The sequence below is a fragment of the Flavobacterium urumqiense genome (genome assembly GCF_900108015.1).
GTDB lineage: Bacteria > Bacteroidota > Bacteroidia > Flavobacteriales > Flavobacteriaceae > Flavobacterium > Flavobacterium urumqiense.
This window is the reverse complement of the sequence record NZ_FNVP01000002.1, coordinates 350,187-367,593: the sequence shown is the minus strand read 5'-3', so window position 1 is coordinate 367,593 and position 17,407 is coordinate 350,187. Positions and strand designations below refer to the sequence as shown.

Here is a 17,407-nt window from a genome sequence, read left to right as displayed (position 1 = left end):
AGATTTTGGAATTAAGATTTTATCAATTCGAAAAAAGTATAACCGCTAATTCGCTAATTATGTCTTTCGATTTAATTGAGAATCAGTGGTTCAACTATTTTTATTTTAACTCTAAAGCTTCGCCTTCAAACTGAATTCCGTTCCATCCAGTTTTCATGAAATTACGAATATTCTGGTGATCTGTTCCATTTGGATTTTTTAAAACATCTTCATAATAATATGCTCCAAAACAAGCTAATGTTTCTACCTCAGTTAAGTTTTGTAATTGTGCAAAGGCAAATAATTTGCAAGAACCGGAATTTTCTCCTGTAGCATTGTGTTGCAAACCGTTCTCAAATGACGTTGGAGTAAAGTCGTAATTTTCTTCAATTGTTGCAATGGTTTCGGTAAACGCTACTGCTGCAGGAGTTTGATTTAATTTTTCTAAAAAAGCTGCTATAGTCATATTTATTAAGTTGTTAGAATTGAGCGGCAATAGTTTTTGCGGCAAAAATAGCTCCGTCCATATAACCTGGATTTTGAGTAGCGGTTTCTGCCCCCGAAACGTACAATTTCCCGTTCTGCAATGGGTTTTTAAATAAAGAATGTCCGTTGTTTTGATGCGCCAATACCAGTTGCTCGTATGGTTGAAACGTTAAGGGTTCTTCCCTCCAAACGTTTTCATAATAGGCAACATAATCGTTGGCTTCTAAACCAAAAAAAGTAGTAAGTTGTGCGATTACTTTTTCTTTACGTTCTTCCAAGGACAGGACTGCGGTTCCACCGTTTAGGAATCCTTTCAATGCAAAACCGGAATTATCGGCGGTGCTGTGGTCGTACATTTCCTGAATGATACTTGCTTGGCTAAATAACGTTCCAGAATAGTGATTCTGTCTCCAAAAAGGAGTTGTATACTCGACGGAAAATTTTATGGATTCGCCCATCCAAGTATGGGTTTTCTTGGCTAACTGTATAAAAGCATCGGGTAAATTGGGTTCAAATACCACCGAATTTACCAACAAATTAGGAGGAATAGTGCTGATTACTTTATCTGCAGAATAGCTGTTTCCCGCTGCATCTATGACGATTAATTGATTGTTGTCCTCTTTTATCGCAGTTATTTTGGTTTGTGTTTTAATATGTTGCATCCCAATTTCGGAAATTAATTTTTCAATCAGTTTTGCTGTCCCGCCCTTGATTCGAAAAGAAGGTTCTTCGGAATCCGAGATTTCAAATTTTTGTGGCGGTACAAAAGACATGGTTTCAAACAACGAAATACCTTGTGTATGTTGTCTAAAATAGGGGAGTTCTAAAATATTGAGTACTTCCAAAAGATGGCGATGTTGGTTTCCAAACCATGTGGCACCCATTTCCATAGTAACACCGGTTGTGCCAGTTATCGTTTTTATGCGGCCTCCAATTCGGGTATTGGCCTCTAATAACAGGACTTCAATTCCTTTTTTTTGAAGTAAATAAGCGGTGTATAGCCCACAAAGTCCAGCTCCAATTAGAATAACTTTTTCCTTTTTCATGCTTACTCTTCAGGTGAGAATTTAGATTTTTTAGGTTCTTTTGTTATTGGTTTACCGCCTAAAACCACAACAATTTCTCCTCTTGGAGCTGTTTTTTCAAAATGAGTCAAAACTTCTCGTACCGTACCTCGAACATTTTCTTCGTGTAATTTTGATAATTCTCTACAAACACAAATCGGTCGCTCTTCTCCAAAATAAGTAATAAATTCCGTTAAAGTTTTTAGTAATTTATGTGGTGAAACATACAAAATCATCGTGCGCGTTTCTTCGGCTAAAGCCAAATAACGGGTTTGCTTCCCTTTTTTGTCAGGCAGAAAACCTTCAAAAACAAATTTATCATTGGGCAAACCACTATTCACTAAGGCTGGTACAAATGCTGTGGCGCCGGGCAAACATTCCACCTCAACTCCATTTTCGACACAAGCGCGGGTCAATAAAAAGCCAGGGTCCGAAATGGCAGGTGTTCCTGCATCCGAAATTAAGGCGATATTTTCTCCGGCTTTCAATCGAGAGATTAAATTTTCGATGGTTTTGTGTTCGTTGTGCATGTGATGGCTGTACATGTGCGTGCCAATTTCGAAATGCTTCAGTAATTTACCGCTCGTCCGAGTATCTTCGGCAAGAATCAAATCAACTTCTTTAAGAATTCGAATGGCTCGAAAAGTCATGTCTTCGAGATTGCCAATTGGCGTAGGAACTATATATAATTTTGACATAAAATGTAAACCGATGTTGTAGTAATATTAAATAAAATACTAAAAGCGTATTTCAAGAATTAGCAAAAAAGTGCTAGTTTCTATAATCCAGAACTTTTTAAAGGAATTTTTTCTCAATAATATCCATGAAGCGATCTTCATAATCCTCTTTTCCTTCCCAGTTGTTGTAATCCGGTTTAACCATATCCAGAATGAAATCTCTGGTTTCGTAGAACGTGTCAAACGTAATTAATTGATTTAAAACACGGTTGTAATCCTCACTGCTATTGCCAAAAAGATGCTTTGTAAATGCAATGCGATCATTCAAATCGATATTGATGCCCTTAGCTAATTTTTCGTTTAACGAAACTGTTTTTGGTTCCGCAGTTTCTTCTTTTGCGGGAATCGCTTTTTCTTCCTCAGCAACAATTTCTTTTGGAGTTTCGATAACCACTGCAGTAGGAATATTTTCAATTTGTTGCACTTTTACGAACTGGGTGTCATGGTAATTTCCTCCTAATAAATCTTCGAAAGAAATTTGTACAGCCTCATTTTTCTTTGGTGCTTCAATTTTAACATCTTTCTTTGGTTCCTCAATTTCAGTTTCCTCTGGCGTTTCTAAATTGAATGCAGGAATGAATGGAGCAGTTTCAGGTTCTGTTGTTCCGTCTGTTAGGATTTCTCCGTCTGTAACTAATTCATCAATTTCTTCCTCTTCCTCTATTGGCGTTTCAATAACTTCTTCTTCCGAAATTACTTCATCGACAACGATATTTGTTGCAGGCTGCAATATGCCAGTAGTTTCTGTTTTTTGTTCCAAAGGCGTTTCAACAACTTCTTCTTTTACTTCATCAATTACTTTTCTTATATCTAGTTGTGCCGATTCCTCTTTATTGAAAGCCTGTTCTATTTGTTTTTCAATTTCAATTGTGCCAATTGTTGGTTTTACATCGCCAAAATGTTCCTCTACAAATCGCAAGACAGAAAGTTTTTCGTATAATTTCTGCGTTTCCAAATATAATTGATTGATATCAGATTTATTTTTTAGCTGTAATATTCTGTGTGCAATGCTGATTAAATCGGCTTCCAATTTTTTTTTCATGACTTTGAAATTATAGTGTGTTAGGCGGGTCTTTTTTAATAAATTTCTTCCTGAGTTTTATTTAACCGAAGGAAGAAGTAACCTTTAATAAAAATGTTATACTTTTGAAACGACGTAAAAGTATAACATTTTTAAGTCGGTTTATTACCATCACAAAGTAATAAAAACTATTCATTTTTTAAGTCAGAAAAATACAAAATGTTTCTCGAAAATACAGTAAATCATAAAGAACAATTTGGTTGGATCGAAGTCATTTGCGGCTCCATGTTTTCGGGTAAAACCGAGGAACTCATCCGCCGTTTGAAAAGAGCGCAATTTGCCAAGCAAAAAGTAGAGATTTTCAAACCTGAAATTGATACACGCTATCATGACGATATGGTAGTTTCGCATGACGCCAATGAAATCCGTTCCACACCGGTTCCAGCCGCCGCAAATATTGCTATTTTGGCGCAAGGTTGCGATGTGGTAGGAATTGATGAAGCACAGTTTTTTGATGACGAAATTGTCAAAATTTGTAACGATTTGGCCAATCAGGGAATCCGAGTAATTGTTGCCGGATTGGATATGGATTTCAAGGGGAATCCTTTTGGTCCAATGCCTGCATTGATGGCTACTGCAGAATATGTTACCAAAGTTCACGCCGTATGTACACGCACCGGAAATCTGGCGAATTACAGTTTCCGTAAAACCGATAATGACAAATTGGTCATGCTGGGCGAAACCGAAGAATATGAACCGTTGAGTCGTGCCGCGTATTATCACGCGATGCGGAAGGATGAAGAGAAAAAATAAAAATCCATTCCCTTCCCTATGCTTCAGGACTCGCCAAGGGAGAGGGAGTCGAAACTAGATTGAAAGTATAGTAGGTACTGAAAATGACAAACCCTTTCGGAGTTTTAAACTTCGAAAGGGTTTGTCATTTTACAGAAACATTATTTTATTTTTTCAATACTTTAGAGAAAAACTGCACAATAAAAACAGATGATTACAAAGCTTTATTTAGAAACACTAAATTTCAAATCAACAATCTTACATTTTCTTCCTCATTCTCGCCACCGGAATATCGAGTTGTTCTCTGTATTTTGCAATCGTTCTTCTGGCGATAGGATAGCCTTTTTCTTTTAGAATTTCAGCTAGTTGATCGTCCGGAAGTGGTTTTTTCTTATCTTCCTCTTCAATAATATTCTGAAGAATTTTCTTGATTTCCAGTGTAGAAACATCTTCCCCTTGATCATTTTTCATCGCTTCCGAGAAGAATTCCTTGATCAGTTTCGTGCCATAAGGCGTTTCCACATATTTGCTGTTGGCCACACGTGAAATGGTCGAAATATCCAGACCCACCATATCGGCAATGTCTTTTAAAATCATCGGTTTTAACTTGGTTTCGTCGCCTTCAAGGAAATAGTCGCTCTGATAATGCATAATCGCATTCATGGTTACATAAAGTGTTTCCTGACGTTGACGTATCGCATCGATAAACCATTTAGCCGAATCTAGTTTTTGTTTGATAAACTGCACTGCATCTTTTTGCTGTGCTGATTTATCACGGGAACTCTTATACGTTTGCATCATTTCCTGATAATCTTTAGAAACATGCAGAGAAGGAGCATTTCGGCCGTTTAAGGTCAGTTCGAGTTCACCATCTACAATTCTGATGGCAAAATCAGGGACTACATTTTCGGTAACTTTATTGTTTCCGGTAAAAGATCCGCCTGGTTTTGGATTCAGTTTTTCTATTTCGTTAATGGCTTTTTTAAGTTGCTCATTCGAAACATTGTATTTTTGAATTAATTTATCGTAATGTTTTTTGGTAAACGCATCAAACTGATTTTCGATGATATCAGTGGCTAATTCCACATATTCTGTTGGTGTTTTGTGTTTCAATTGCAACAACAAACATTCCTGCAAATCGCGTGCGCCCACACCTGATGGTTCCAATTCGTGAATGACTTGTAACATTCTTTCTACCGTTTTCTCATCGGTGTAAATTCCTTGGGTAAATGCCATATCGTCCACCATATCAGGCACGCTGCGACGGATATAACCCATATCGTCAATACTTCCTACCAGAAATTCAGCAATTTCGCGCTCTTCATCATTCAGGATGAAAGTATTCAATTGATTGATTAAATCCTGATGGAAACTTACCGGAGCGGCGAAAGGCGTTTCGCGCTCATCGTCATCATCACTGTAATTATTTGCTTGTGTTTTATAATCGGGTGTGTCGTCGTTGCTTAAATATTCGTCGATATTAATGTCTTCGGCATCGATTCGCTCCGATTCGGCATCGTCATAATCGTCATAATCTTCGTTTTCGAATTCGTCCTTTTCATAATCATCTTCTTCTTTTCCTGCCTCTAGTGCTGGATTTTCGTTCATTTCTTCCAATAAACGTTGTTCAAAAGCTTGCGTAGGCAATTGAATTAACTTCATCAACTGTATTTGTTGAGGAGATAATTTTTGGGATAATTTTAAATTTAAGAATTGCTTTAGCATATTTAAGGCACTAATTTATTTGCTTTTTTGCCACTAGGACGCAAAGACACAAAGTTTTTACATAATTTTTATAATAACAAGGCACAAAGTTTTTTTTATTTAATTTTTACAGACACAAAGGAGTTAAGTTTATTAATAATTCTTTTTTGTGTTAATAAATCTTCGAATACCACTTTTTATTAATGGAAAATTGAAATTAATAAAAAATCCTAAATCTTTATTTAGCAATTTTAAATGGCTGATAATTTGAGCTTCCCAAACCGGATTTACTTGTTCTACTGCTTTTACTTCTACGATAATAGAATCTTCAACTAATAAATCGAGTCGTAAACCTTTACTAAATTCAATGCCATCGTAAACAATGGGAATGTCAATTTGTCTTTTTACATCAAGACCCGCTTTACTGATTTGGTGTGCCAAACAAATTTCATAAACTCTTTCCAATAAACAGGTCCAAGTTCTTTATGAACTTTAAAAGCCGAATTAACAACTATTCTAGCAATGGCTTCAGTTCTTTCTGTAATCATATTTTATTTTTTTTACCACTAACTTTTTTTTGCCACGAAGGAACTAAGTCGCAAATCCCTTTATCTAAAATAGTTTATCACAAAAACACAGATAAAAAAATAGTTTTTTTGGAATTTTTTTGAGTCTTAATGTCTTTACGTAAAACCTCTTTTCAGTTTTACAAAAGTTTTTAATTTTCATTCATCACATTAAAAAACTTAGTGTCTTAGTGCCTGTGCGGCAAAACCTTTTTTTTAGTTTTATATTTTTTTAATTTTCATTCATCACATCAAAAAACTTAGTGTCTTAGCGTCTTTGCGGCAAAACCTCTTTCCAACTTTACAAAAAAAAACGTAATGTCTTAGCGCCTTTGCGGCAAAAAACTTCGTAGTAAAATCTAAAATTCCGCATTCATTGGCGTTCTTGGAAAAGGAATTACATCACGAATGTTTGTCATTCCTGTTACAAATAATACCAATCTTTCGAATCCAAGTCCAAAACCAGAGTGAACTGCTGAACCGAATCTTCGCGTATCAAGGTACCACCACAATTCTTCTTCGTCGATTCCTAAGGCTTTCATTTTTTCCACCAAAACATCAAAACGCTCTTCTCTTTGAGAACCTCCCACGATTTCTCCAATCCCCGGGAAAAGGATATCCATTGCGCGAACTGTTTTTCCGTCTTCGTTCAAACGCATGTAAAATGCTTTGATATTTGCCGGGTAATCAAACAAGATTACGGGACATTTAAAGTGTTTTTCCACCAAATAACGCTCGTGCTCTGATTGTAAATCAGCACCCCATTCGTTGATGATGTAGTTGAATTTTTTCTTTTTATTTGGCGTACAATCTCTTAAAATATCAATTGCTTCCGTGTATGAAACACGTTTGAAATTGTTTTCCAAAACAAAGTTTAATTTTTCCAAAAGAGGCATTTCACTTCTTTCTGCAACTGGTTTCGATTTCTCTTCATCCAACAATCTTCCTTCAAGGAATTTCAAATCCTCAGGACATTTGTCCATTGTGTATTTGATTACGTATTGAATAAAATCTTCGGCCAAATCCATGTTGTCATTCAAATCATTGAAAGCCACTTCCGGCTCAATCATCCAAAATTCCGCAAGATGGCGGGAAGTATTCGAGTTTTCGGCTCTAAATGTTGGTCCAAAAGTATAAATCTGACCCAAAGCCATTGCAAAAGTTTCTCCTTCCAGTTGTCCCGAAACCGTAAGGTTCGTTTCTTTTCCAAAGAAATCTTCCTTATAATTTACTTTTCCGTCTTCGGTTCTTGGTGTTCCTTCAAATGGCAAAGCGGTAACTTTGAACATTTCACCGGCACCTTCAGCATCCGATCCCGTGATGATTGGCGTATTCACATACACAAAACCTTTCTCTTGAAAATAACTGTGAACGGCAAATGACAATACGGAACGCACTCTCATTATGGCGCCAAACATATTGGTACGAACTCTTAAATGCGCATTTTCACGCAAGAAATCCAAACTCGGTTTATTTTTAGGTTGTATGGGGAATTTCTCCGCATCGGAGTCTCCAAGAATTTCCAGCTTAGCCACCTGAATTTCAAATTTTTGTCCGGCGCCTTTACTTTCTACCAAAGTTCCTGTTACAGATATTGCTGCTCCGGTGGTAATTCTCTTCAAAGTTTCATCTGGCGTGTTCTCAAAATCGACAACACACTGTATATTATCAATGGTCGAACCATCGTTTAAGGCAATAAATTGATTGTTTCTAAAAGTTCTCACCCATCCTTTTGCATTTACTTCATGAAGCGTCGTGGTACTGTTTAATAGGTCTTTAACTTTTGTATGTCTCATTTTAATTATATAATTGATATTGAAAATTGTCTTGTGTCCGAATTGCAAATATAAATCATTTGTTTGTAATTGTCGCACTGAGCTAGTCGAAGTGAGGAGCTATTTCCCGCTATTCGCTATATCTTTTACTTTTCAAAGGAAAAAAGTAAAAGGATGCCGCTGCTATCAGGGCTAAACGAATGGGAAAATTGGGATTTTTCAGAAAGATTTGGAGGAATTTCCTTCGCTGTTTTTTTTAACCTTAATTGATTATAATTTTATCCCGTAGGGATTTTATATTTGTAGAAAAATGTACGATTCTTTTCTTTTGTCCCGTTAGGGACTATACATATTACTTAAATTGGCTTAGTCCTTAACGGGACAAATGCTTTGAGTGCTTAAGATTGCTACCACTATTTCGTGCTTAACGGCATAAATAGGAAACTAAATAATTTGTAGGCGACCGCAATCCCTTAGCCCCGATAACAATGAAAATCCTTTCTACTCCTAAACTTGTTTCAGGATAATGAAACAAGTTCAGGAGTAGAAAGATTGAAATGAATAGCGGGAAATAGCTCCTAAAAAAACTTAATTAAGTTCTTCAATAAAATCTTCTTTTTTAGCTCTTTTTTTCTCAAATGTTAATACTAATGCTGGTAAAACCAACAAGTTAGAAAACATGGCGAACAATAAAGTACAAGAAATCAGACCGCCAAGGGCAATAGTTCCGCTAAAACTAGATAAAGTAAAAATGGCAAACCCAAAAATCAATACAATGGAGGTATAAAATGTACTGATTCCCGTTTCACGTAAGGCACTAAATACAGATTTTTTGACCTTTCCTTTATTTTGTAGTAAGTCCAGACGGTATTTTGCCATAAACTGAATCGCGTTATCCACCGAAATTCCAAACGCAATGCTGAAAACCAAAATCGTTGAAGGTTTCAGCGGAATACCAAAATAACCCATCAACCCGGAGGTGATGCAAAGCGGTAAAATATTGGTGATCACGGAAGCCAATACCATTTTTCCGGATCTGAATAAATAAGTCATTAATCCCGCAATCAATAAAATGGCAAAAATAAGCGACTCAATAAGGTTGTTTATCAAGTAGGAAGTTCCTTTTTGGAAAACTAGTGCTTTTCCGGTAAGCGTCACTTCATAACGGTCTTTTGGAAAAATTTTGTCAATTTTTTGATGTAGTTTACTTTCCACTTTTGCCATTTCTTTGGTCCCAATGTCTTTCATGAAAGTCGTAATTCTGGCATATTGTCCTGTAGAATCAACGTAGCTTTTCATCAAATTCTCTTTGGTGTTTTTAGTTGCATTTTTGGCATACGAAAGGATGAATGCCTGTTCTTGCGAAGTGGGTAATTCGTAATATTCCGGGTTTCCGTTGTAATACGCCTGCTTAGAATATTTAACCAAATTTACAATGGAAATCGGTTTTGACAATTCGGGAATTTCCGAAATGGTCTTTTGCAACTCGTCCATTTTTTTCATAGTAGATAATTTCATAACCCCTTTTTTGCGTTTGGTGTTAATCATAATCTCCAGTGGCATAACTCCGTTGAATTCTTTTTCGAAAAAGACAATATCTTTAAAGAAAGAAGCGCTTTTTGGCATCTCGCCAATCAAACTTCCCGAAACTTTCATTTGTGAAACTCCAATTACGCTAAATACCAATAGTAAGGCATAAATGATATAAACAGTTTTTCGTTTGTATTTTACGATATTTTCCACCCAATTCAATAAAGTTGAAATGTAATTTTTGGTTAAATGATATAAGTGTTTTTCCTTTGGCAAAGGCATGAAACTATAAATAATAGGCACAACAGCTAAGGTAAGTAGATAAACGGAAATGACGTTTATGGAGGTTACTAACCCAAATTCGAAAAGTAAATCGTTCCCCGTAATCATAAACGTGGCAAAACCTGCTGCAGTTGTCAGATTCGTCATCAGTGTAGAAACACCAATTTTAGAAATCACACGTTGCAAAGCTTTGGCCTGATTGTGGTGGATTTTTATTTCCTGCTGGTATTTATTGATAAGGAAAATACAGTTTGTAATTCCAATGACAATAATTAATGGCGGAATTATAGCCGTTAAAATGGTGATTTTGTAATGGAATAAACCAAGCGTTCCAAAAGACCACATTACTCCAATAAGCAAAATACACATCGAGATAAATGTTGCTCTAAACGAGCGGAAGAATAAAAAGAAAATCAAAGAAGTAATGAACAAAGCCGCACCAATAAACAGTCCGATTTCGCCTTTCATATTCTCGGCATTTATAGTTCTGATGTAAGGCATTCCCGAAACGCGAAGATCAATTCCGGTAGTTTTCTCGAATTTCTCAATTTTAGGAACTAGGTTTTCGATAATGAAAGTTTTTCGAGCAGCAGTATTGACAATTTTCTTGTTTAAATAAATTGCTGAACGAATGCTTCCCGATTGTTTATTAAATAACAATCCTTCATAGAAAGGAAGATTGTTGAATAATTCGTTTTTTATTTTCTCTAAATAAGCAGGATTTACGGTCTGTTTTTGATCAATAAGAGGAACTAATTCAAATTTTTCTGCCGTTTCATTTTTCTCTAATTTTTTTAAATCATTCAAAGAAACAACCAATTCCACTTCTTTGGAATTTTTCAAGCCGGTCATTAATTCATTCCAAGCAGCAAAAGCTTTTGGGGTAAAAAATGCTTTGTCTTTGAAACCAATTACAATTAGATTTCCTTCTTCGCCAAATTTGCTTAGAAAGTCTTGGTATTGTTGATTTACAATGTGTTTTTTAGGAAGCAGATTGGCTTCTGTATATGTCATACCCAGGTTTTTCCATTGCAGAGCCAGAAAAACGGTTATTGCAAGTATAACTCCCAGTATTACTATTCTGTTTTTAAGAACAATTCGGGCGATTGATTCCCAAAATCCTACTGTTATTTTCTTTTTCATATATGAATTAAAATGGATGCAAATGTAATCAAACTGACATGAATTATAAAGATTAAAAGATATTTTTGGGGCTATTGGCAGGAAAAACGGAGTATTTTTTATTTTACAATACCATAATATTGTGGGATATAAATTATACATTTGATTTTCTCACCTTTGCTTTATAAAGAAGAGAATATCTATTTAAATACATATATGAAAAATTATAAAAATCTATTATTTTATTTTGGCGTAACTGGAGGTTTCACCGCTTTAATCTATTGGATTATTAAAAAAGGAAAGTACTTAGAAGGAAGTAAAAAAATTGCAGTTTCTGGGGTTGAGAATGGTTCGTGGAATGATTTTATCGCTTCTATGCAACATAATTTTCAAGATCCATTAGCGATTTTGTTAGCACAAATCGTAACTATTATTCTGGTAGCGCGTTTTTTTGGCTGGGTTTTTAAAAAAATAGGACAACCTTCCGTAATAGGGGAGATTATTGCAGGAATTGTTCTCGGGCCCTCTTTATTGGGAATGTATTTTCCTGAATTTTCGGCAGCCTTGTTTCCTGTAGAATCTTTAGGAAATTTGAAATTTTTGAGTCAGATAGGATTGATACTATTTATGTTTGTAATAGGTATGGAACTCGATTTAAAAGTGTTGAAGAATAAAGCAAATGAAGCTGTAGTTATAAGCCATGCCAGCATTGTTATTCCGTTTGCTCTGGGAATTGGGTTAGCTTATTTTGTATACAATAGATTTGCTCCCGAAGGTGTAAAATTCCTTTCTTTTAGTTTGTTTATGGGAATCGCCATGAGTATAACCGCTTTTCCAGTTTTGGCAAGAATAGTTCAGGAAAGAGGTATTCATAAAACCAGGTTAGGCGCTATTGTAATTACTTGTGCCGCCGCGGATGACATTACTGCCTGGTGTATGCTTGCAGTGGTAATTGCGATTGTAAAGGCGGGAACTTTCGTTAGTTCATTATATATTATTATGCTGGCAGTACTTTATGTTATTGCTATGCTGTTTATCGTTAAACCATTTTTAAAGCGAATAGGTGATTTATACGGTTCTAAAGAGAGTATTATAAAACCCGTAGTGGCTATCTTTTTTCTGGTGCTTATACTTTCGTCTTATGCTACTGAAGTTATAGGTATTCATGCATTATTTGGAGCCTTTATGGCGGGTGCTATTATGCCGGATGTTCCTAAATTCCGAACCATATTTATCGATAAAGTAGAAGACGTGTCGGTGATACTTTTACTGCCGTTGTTTTTTGTATTCACAGGTTTAAAAACAGAAATTGGTCTTATTAATGATCCTTATTTATGGAAAATTACCGGTTTTATTATATTGGTAGCGGTTGTTGGTAAGTTTTTTGGAAGCGCTTTGGCAGCCAAATTCGTGGGTCAGAACTGGCGAGATAGTTTGACCATTGGTGCGTTGATGAATACTAGAGGGTTGATGGAACTTATTGTATTAAACATAGGATTAGAGCTTAAAGTTTTAACACCCGAAGTTTTCACTATGATGGTTATAATGGCTTTAGTCACCACTTTTATGACGGGTCCGGCGTTGGACTTGATAAACTATATTTTTAAGACTAAGGATGTAAATGACTCAGAAGTAATGCTAAATCACAACAAGTATAGAATTTTACTTTCGTTTGGAAACAACGAGAAAGGAAGGTCACTTTTGAGATTGGCACATAGTTTAATAAAAAAACAAAAAGAATCGTCAAGTATTACTGCGATGCATTTATCATTGAGTGATGAAATGCATCAATTTAATATGGAAGACAAAGAAAAAAATAGTTTTTATCCTGTTGTTGAAGAATCACAATTATTAAATCAGGACATCACGACTATTTTTAAAGTTACCATGGACATAGAAACGGAGATTGCTGATATTGCTAATCAAGGTGACTATGATTTATTGTTGGTCGGTTTAGGAAAATCAATTTTTGAGGGCACTATCTTAGGGAAGGTAATTGGTTTCACAACCAGAATCATCAATCCAGATCGATTGATTGATAAGTTTACCGGAAAAGAAGGTCTTTTTGAAAATTCGCCATTCGATGAAAGAACAAGACAGATTATTGCTAAAACTAAAATGCCTTTGGGGATTTTGATTGACAAAGAATTGCAAAATGTAAACCAGGTTTTTATTCCAATTTTCAGTCCGGAAGATTCATTCCTGATTGATTATGTGCAAAAATTAATTTATAACAACGATTCTAAAATCAGGATTTTGGATGTAAACGGACTTGTCAACACCAATTTTGTGATGGAAAGTGCCGTAAATTCTTTGCAACAAAAATATCCTGATAATATAGGTTTAATAGAGGGCGAAAGTGTCAAAAAAGAATTTTTAGACAAGCAGAATTTAATGTTAATTAGTCTCGAAAGCTGGAAAGTCCTGGTAGATTCCAGAAGTGACTGGTTAAGTGAAGTTCCATCCGTCTTAATTTTAAAACATTAAAAATGAACTGGATTTTATTAATTATTGGCGGCCTTTTCGAAGTAGGTTTTGCAACTTGTTTAGGCAAAGCCAAGGAAAGTTCAGGAATAACCGCTACAATATGGCTGGGCGGTTTTTTACTTTGTTTAATCATCAGTATGATATTACTTTATAAAGCCACACAGACCTTGCCTATAGGAACTGCTTATGCGGTTTGGACTGGAATAGGAGCGGTAGGAACTGTTTTGGTAGGGATTTTTATTTTTAAAGAGCCCGCTGATTTTTGGAGGGTTTTCTTTATCACTACTTTAATAGCTTCCATTATTGGACTTAAGTTTGTGTCGAGTCATTAACAGGTATTTCATTTTTAAACAATAAAAAATCCGTCTTGTTATTTTTAACAAGACGGATTTTTTTATAGATTTCTAAGAAACTTAAATCTTCATGATTTCAGATTCTTTATGAACAAGAAGTTCATCTATTTTTTTGATGTAACTATTAGTTAAGTTTTGAACTTCTTCCTCGGCGCTTTTACAAATGTCTTCGGATGTTCCTTCTTTTTCTAATTTTTTAATCTCTGTATTAGCATCTTTACGAGCATTTCGAATACCAACTTTAGCGTCTTCGGATTCCACTTTAGCTTGTTTAGCGAGATCGCGTCTTCGTTCCTCCGTTAATGCAGGAACGCTTATGATAATTACATCGCCATTATTCATTGGATTAAAACCAATATTGGCAATCATAATCGCTTTCTCGATAGGATGCAACATGTTTTTTTCAAAAGGTTGCAACGTAATCGTTCTGGCATCAGGAACACTAATTTTTGATACTTGAGAAAGTGGTGTCGCTGATCCGTAATAATCAACAAAAACACTTCCTAGCATAGCTGGAGATGCTTTTCCTGCACGAATATTCAAAAATTCTTTTTCTAAATGCGCAATAGAACCTATCATTGATTCTTTGGTGCTGTCTAATATAAATTCAATTTCTTCAGTCATAATTTAGATCGTTGGATTATTAGATTTTAGATCTTTAGACTTTCTGACAATCTAAAAGTCTAAACAATCTAATTTGTCTATTTATATGTTTACTACGGTTCCTATGTTTACTCCTTCGCAGATTTTCAAAAGATTTCCTATTTTGTTCATGTCAAAAACTACAATTGGTAGTTTATTTTCTTGGCTTAATGTGAATGCAGTGGTATCCATAACATTCAATCCTTTTTTGAGGACATCATCAAATGAGATGAAATCAAATTTCACAGCCGATGCGTTTTTCTCCGGGTCACAATCGTAAACACCATCGACACGTGTTCCTTTTAGAATAACATCAGCATCAATTTCTACACCGCGTAAAACAGCTGCCGTATCCGTGGTGAAATAAGGATTTCCTGTTCCTGCTCCAAAAATTACAATTCTACCTTTTTCGAGATGACGAACGGCTCTTCTTTTAATGTATGGCTCCGCTATTGATTCCATTTTTAAGGCGGTTTGCAAACGGGTTTTCATGCCTTTATCTTCTAATGCGCCTTGTAAAGCCATTCCATTAATGACAGTAGCCAGCATTCCCATGTAATCACCTTGCACTCTGTCCATTCCTGCACTTGCTCCGGCAACTCCTCTAAAAATATTTCCACCGCCTATTACAATCGCTATTTCTACACCTTTTTCATGAATTTGCTTGATTTCATCAGCATATTCAGCTAGTCTTTTTGGGTCAATTCCGTATTGCAAGTCGCCCATTAAAGCTTCCCCACTTAGTTTTAGAAGAATTCTTTTGTATTTCATTTTTGTGTTGCGTTGATTGGTGCAAATATAGGCATATTCTATTTTTTAAAAAAAGTGTTGCTTAAATTTTATAAATTAAGTTTTTCGTAGGATTTTTTTGCGGCTTCATAGCCAATGTTGAATATGGCATCCATCTTGACTTTGTTAGTTTCAAAAGTGCTGTAAAGGCACAAATCCTTTGGTTCTATGACCCAATCGCAAATATTAAATTTATGCATATTTGAATTTGCCGAGAGGATATCAAATGCTCTGGTAGTTACTGCTTTTATAGAACTCAAATCTTTAGCTTCAATTTTTTGAATTGGACTCACGTAAACCCCAATTACGGTTTCACATTGTCCTTGCAAAACATCAGTTGGAAAATGATTTAGTATACCACCATCGCTAAATATTTTACCGTTAATTTCATAAGGTGACAATATTCCAGGAAATGCTGATGACGCTAAAATGGCATCGATTATTTTTGTTTCCGGACCAAATACTTTTAATTTTCCTTGAATCATATCCGTTGCTGTAATCTGAATGGGGATTTTTAAGTCACCCAAGACGGCATCTTTGAAAATAGAATGAAAGTAACTTTTGAATGATTCCGAATCAATTAAACCCGCTTTTTTGAAGGTTATGTGTTTCCAGTGAAAAAGATAGATAGACTTAAAGAATTCAAGAATTTCTGCGGGTGTTTTACCCCAGGCATACATAGCACCAACAATGGATCCGGCACTTGTACCAGCTATTCTAGAGGGATGAATTTTTTTTTCTTCCAAAAATTTAATGACTCCAGCATGGGCAATTCCTTTTGAACCTCCGCCGGAAAGTACTAATCCTATCGATTTTGTTTTCAAATCCATCTTTACTATTTGTTATAAAATTACTCTTTTTGTCCAATTGAAGATGATATATGTCATATTTAAACCCCGTTTTTATGGTAACTTTGTGAAAACAAATCATTCAACATGAAAACTTCTGTAGCTAAAGCATTATTTAACAGCCATTCCTATCCAGAATATAGAAAACTAATTTCTGACTTATTATTGGAGGGGAAATCAACCGGTAATGAGCAATCCGAAGATTTAACACATTATAGCACATTAAATGAAACCCGAATGAATCGTTTGAATAAAACGATGAAAATAACTGATGAAAATAGTCTTAAATTAAAATCTTTAAAAGGAGAATACATTTGGTTAGTTATTTCCGAAAGTTGGTGTGGTGATGCCGCTCAAATAGTGCCTATTGTCAATAAAATGGCTGAAGAGTCTGGTAAAATAGAATTAAAAATAGTTTTGCGGGATGAGAATGAAGATCTGATGAACTTATTTTTAACTAATAAAGCGAAAGCAATTCCAATAGTAATTGTCATTAATAAAGAAACGGGAGATGTTCTGGGGAACTGGGGACCTAGACCAAAAGGTGCAGCCGACTTTATCAAAAATTATAAAAAGGAATTTGGTGCTATTGATGAAACTGCAAAAAATGAGTTGCAATTATGGTATTTGCACGATAAAGGATTGAGTACTCAGGAAGAATTGATTAATTTGATGCTTGATTTGGAACGCTAATTAGATTTAAAAAGTAATTAAAGAAAGTCCCAAACTTATATTTCCAGAATCTCTTTGATTGTTTATCGGGAAAGAATAATGGTTTAATTCAACAAACAGGATTATATCATCAGCGTTTTGTATGCCCAAGCTTATTTTTTTGTAATCGCCCATTAAGCCTCCCCGCCCCACAGCTATTGCTTTTCCTAAACCAAGTTGGAGTGTAATTCTGGTGTCGTTACCAATGAGTGGACTCAATCTAAAATTTGCAAAAACGGGAACTACAACCAGTTTGTCGGTCCATTCCCAGTTAATTCCGGAATGGATTCCTAGTCCAATCCATTTTTTGTAATGGATTCCATATCCAAACTTAGATCCCAGACCGTCAGGTAGAAACCAAGTTCCTTTTTCGTGTGTATAGGGATTTTCTTCATCTTTGTCAGGATTTCCTTTTATGGAAACGGTAACGTCAAATTGTGTGTAAGTGAATTTTTTATTTTGAGAAAAAACGGAGAAAGTAAAAAAGAACAAAACGGTTAAGAATCCTAAAAGTCTCAA

Annotated in this window: 16 protein-coding genes; 4 read left to right on the top strand and 12 right to left on the bottom strand. The window is 35.3% G+C overall.

Annotated elements, in window-relative coordinates:
• Positions 1–100: 100 nt before the first annotated feature.
• The 4 genes from C4S35_RS04785 to C4S35_RS04770 all read right to left on the bottom strand — a co-directional run bounded on the left by C4S35_RS04785 (position 101) and on the right by C4S35_RS04770 (position 3,308).
• Complete coding sequence (locus C4S35_RS04785) at positions 101–445, bottom strand: HopJ type III effector protein (RefSeq protein WP_103999075.1); 345 nt, start codon at positions 443–445, stop codon at positions 101–103.
• A 13-nt stretch (positions 446–458) separates the two neighbouring features.
• The gene (locus tag C4S35_RS04780) at positions 459–1,511 is read right to left on the bottom strand and encodes a flavin monoamine oxidase family protein (protein WP_103999074.1); all 1,053 of its coding nucleotides are present in this window, start codon (positions 1,509–1,511) and stop codon (positions 459–461) included.
• Positions 1,512–1,513: 2 nt separating this feature from the next.
• A complete protein-coding gene (gene rsmI, locus C4S35_RS04775; RefSeq protein ID WP_103999073.1) occupies positions 1,514–2,227 on the bottom strand; it encodes a 16S rRNA (cytidine(1402)-2'-O)-methyltransferase in 714 nt (237 codons plus the stop codon).
• Between the two features lie 97 nt (positions 2,228–2,324).
• On the bottom strand, positions 2,325–3,308 hold the full coding sequence (locus tag C4S35_RS04770; RefSeq protein WP_103999072.1) for a hypothetical protein: 984 nt from the start codon (positions 3,306–3,308) through the stop codon (positions 2,325–2,327).
• A gap of 198 nt (positions 3,309–3,506) precedes the next feature.
• On the opposite strand from C4S35_RS04770, the gene C4S35_RS04765 reads away from it, so the two are divergent.
• Entirely contained in the window at positions 3,507–4,100 is a 594-nt protein-coding gene (locus C4S35_RS04765) for a thymidine kinase (RefSeq protein ID WP_103999071.1), read from the top strand.
• Positions 4,101–4,337: 237 nt separating this feature from the next.
• Here the strand turns inward: C4S35_RS04765 and rpoN are convergent, their stop codons facing one another.
• The 4 genes from rpoN to C4S35_RS04745 all read right to left on the bottom strand — a co-directional run bounded on the left by rpoN (position 4,338) and on the right by C4S35_RS04745 (position 11,079).
• Positions 4,338–5,804 (bottom strand): RNA polymerase factor sigma-54, encoded by a 1,467-nt coding sequence (gene rpoN / locus C4S35_RS04760; RefSeq protein ID WP_103999070.1) that lies wholly within the window; start codon positions 5,802–5,804, stop codon positions 4,338–4,340.
• A 132-nt stretch (positions 5,805–5,936) separates the two neighbouring features.
• The gene (locus C4S35_RS04755) at positions 5,937–6,248 is read right to left on the bottom strand and encodes a GxxExxY protein (protein WP_279627769.1); all 312 of its coding nucleotides are present in this window, start codon (positions 6,246–6,248) and stop codon (positions 5,937–5,939) included.
• Positions 6,249–6,708: 460 nt separating this feature from the next.
• On the bottom strand, positions 6,709–8,145 hold the full coding sequence (gene asnS / locus C4S35_RS04750; protein ID WP_103999069.1) for an asparagine--tRNA ligase: 1,437 nt from the start codon (positions 8,143–8,145) through the stop codon (positions 6,709–6,711).
• Between the two features lie 567 nt (positions 8,146–8,712).
• Positions 8,713–11,079, bottom strand: coding sequence for an efflux RND transporter permease subunit (locus tag C4S35_RS04745; RefSeq protein WP_103999068.1), 2,367 nt, complete (start codon positions 11,077–11,079; stop codon positions 8,713–8,715).
• 195 nt (positions 11,080–11,274) lie between these two features.
• Here C4S35_RS04745 and C4S35_RS04740 point away from each other — a divergent pair, with 195 nt between their 5' ends.
• Together C4S35_RS04740 and C4S35_RS04735 are read left to right on the top strand one after the other, a co-directional pair.
• Entirely contained in the window at positions 11,275–13,545 is a 2,271-nt protein-coding gene (locus C4S35_RS04740) for a cation:proton antiporter (RefSeq protein ID WP_103999067.1), read from the top strand.
• A gap of 2 nt (positions 13,546–13,547) precedes the next feature.
• Positions 13,548–13,877 carry a DMT family transporter gene (locus tag C4S35_RS04735; protein WP_103999066.1) on the top strand — a complete coding sequence of 110 codons (330 nt, stop codon included), beginning with the start codon at positions 13,548–13,550 and terminating at the stop codon, positions 13,875–13,877.
• Between the two features lie 81 nt (positions 13,878–13,958).
• On the opposite strand, the gene frr is transcribed toward C4S35_RS04735, so the two are convergent.
• The 3 genes from frr to C4S35_RS04720 form a co-directional block, all read right to left on the bottom strand.
• The gene (frr, locus tag C4S35_RS04730) at positions 13,959–14,522 is read right to left on the bottom strand and encodes a ribosome recycling factor (protein WP_103999065.1); all 564 of its coding nucleotides are present in this window, start codon (positions 14,520–14,522) and stop codon (positions 13,959–13,961) included.
• A gap of 81 nt (positions 14,523–14,603) precedes the next feature.
• Positions 14,604–15,311: a UMP kinase gene (pyrH, locus tag C4S35_RS04725; RefSeq protein WP_103999064.1), complete on the bottom strand. Its 708-nt coding sequence runs from the start codon at positions 15,309–15,311 to the stop codon at positions 14,604–14,606.
• 68 nt (positions 15,312–15,379) lie between these two features.
• Positions 15,380–16,159, bottom strand: coding sequence for a patatin-like phospholipase family protein (locus tag C4S35_RS04720; protein ID WP_103999063.1), 780 nt, complete (start codon positions 16,157–16,159; stop codon positions 15,380–15,382).
• Positions 16,160–16,264: 105 nt separating this feature from the next.
• On the opposite strand from C4S35_RS04720, the gene C4S35_RS04715 reads away from it, so the two are divergent.
• Positions 16,265–16,870: a thioredoxin family protein gene (locus C4S35_RS04715; RefSeq protein ID WP_103999062.1), complete on the top strand. Its 606-nt coding sequence runs from the start codon at positions 16,265–16,267 to the stop codon at positions 16,868–16,870.
• 6 nt (positions 16,871–16,876) lie between these two features.
• Here the strand turns inward: C4S35_RS04715 and C4S35_RS04710 are convergent, their stop codons facing one another.
• Positions 16,877–17,407: a hypothetical protein gene (locus C4S35_RS04710; protein WP_244175191.1), complete on the bottom strand. Its 531-nt coding sequence runs from the start codon at positions 17,405–17,407 to the stop codon at positions 16,877–16,879.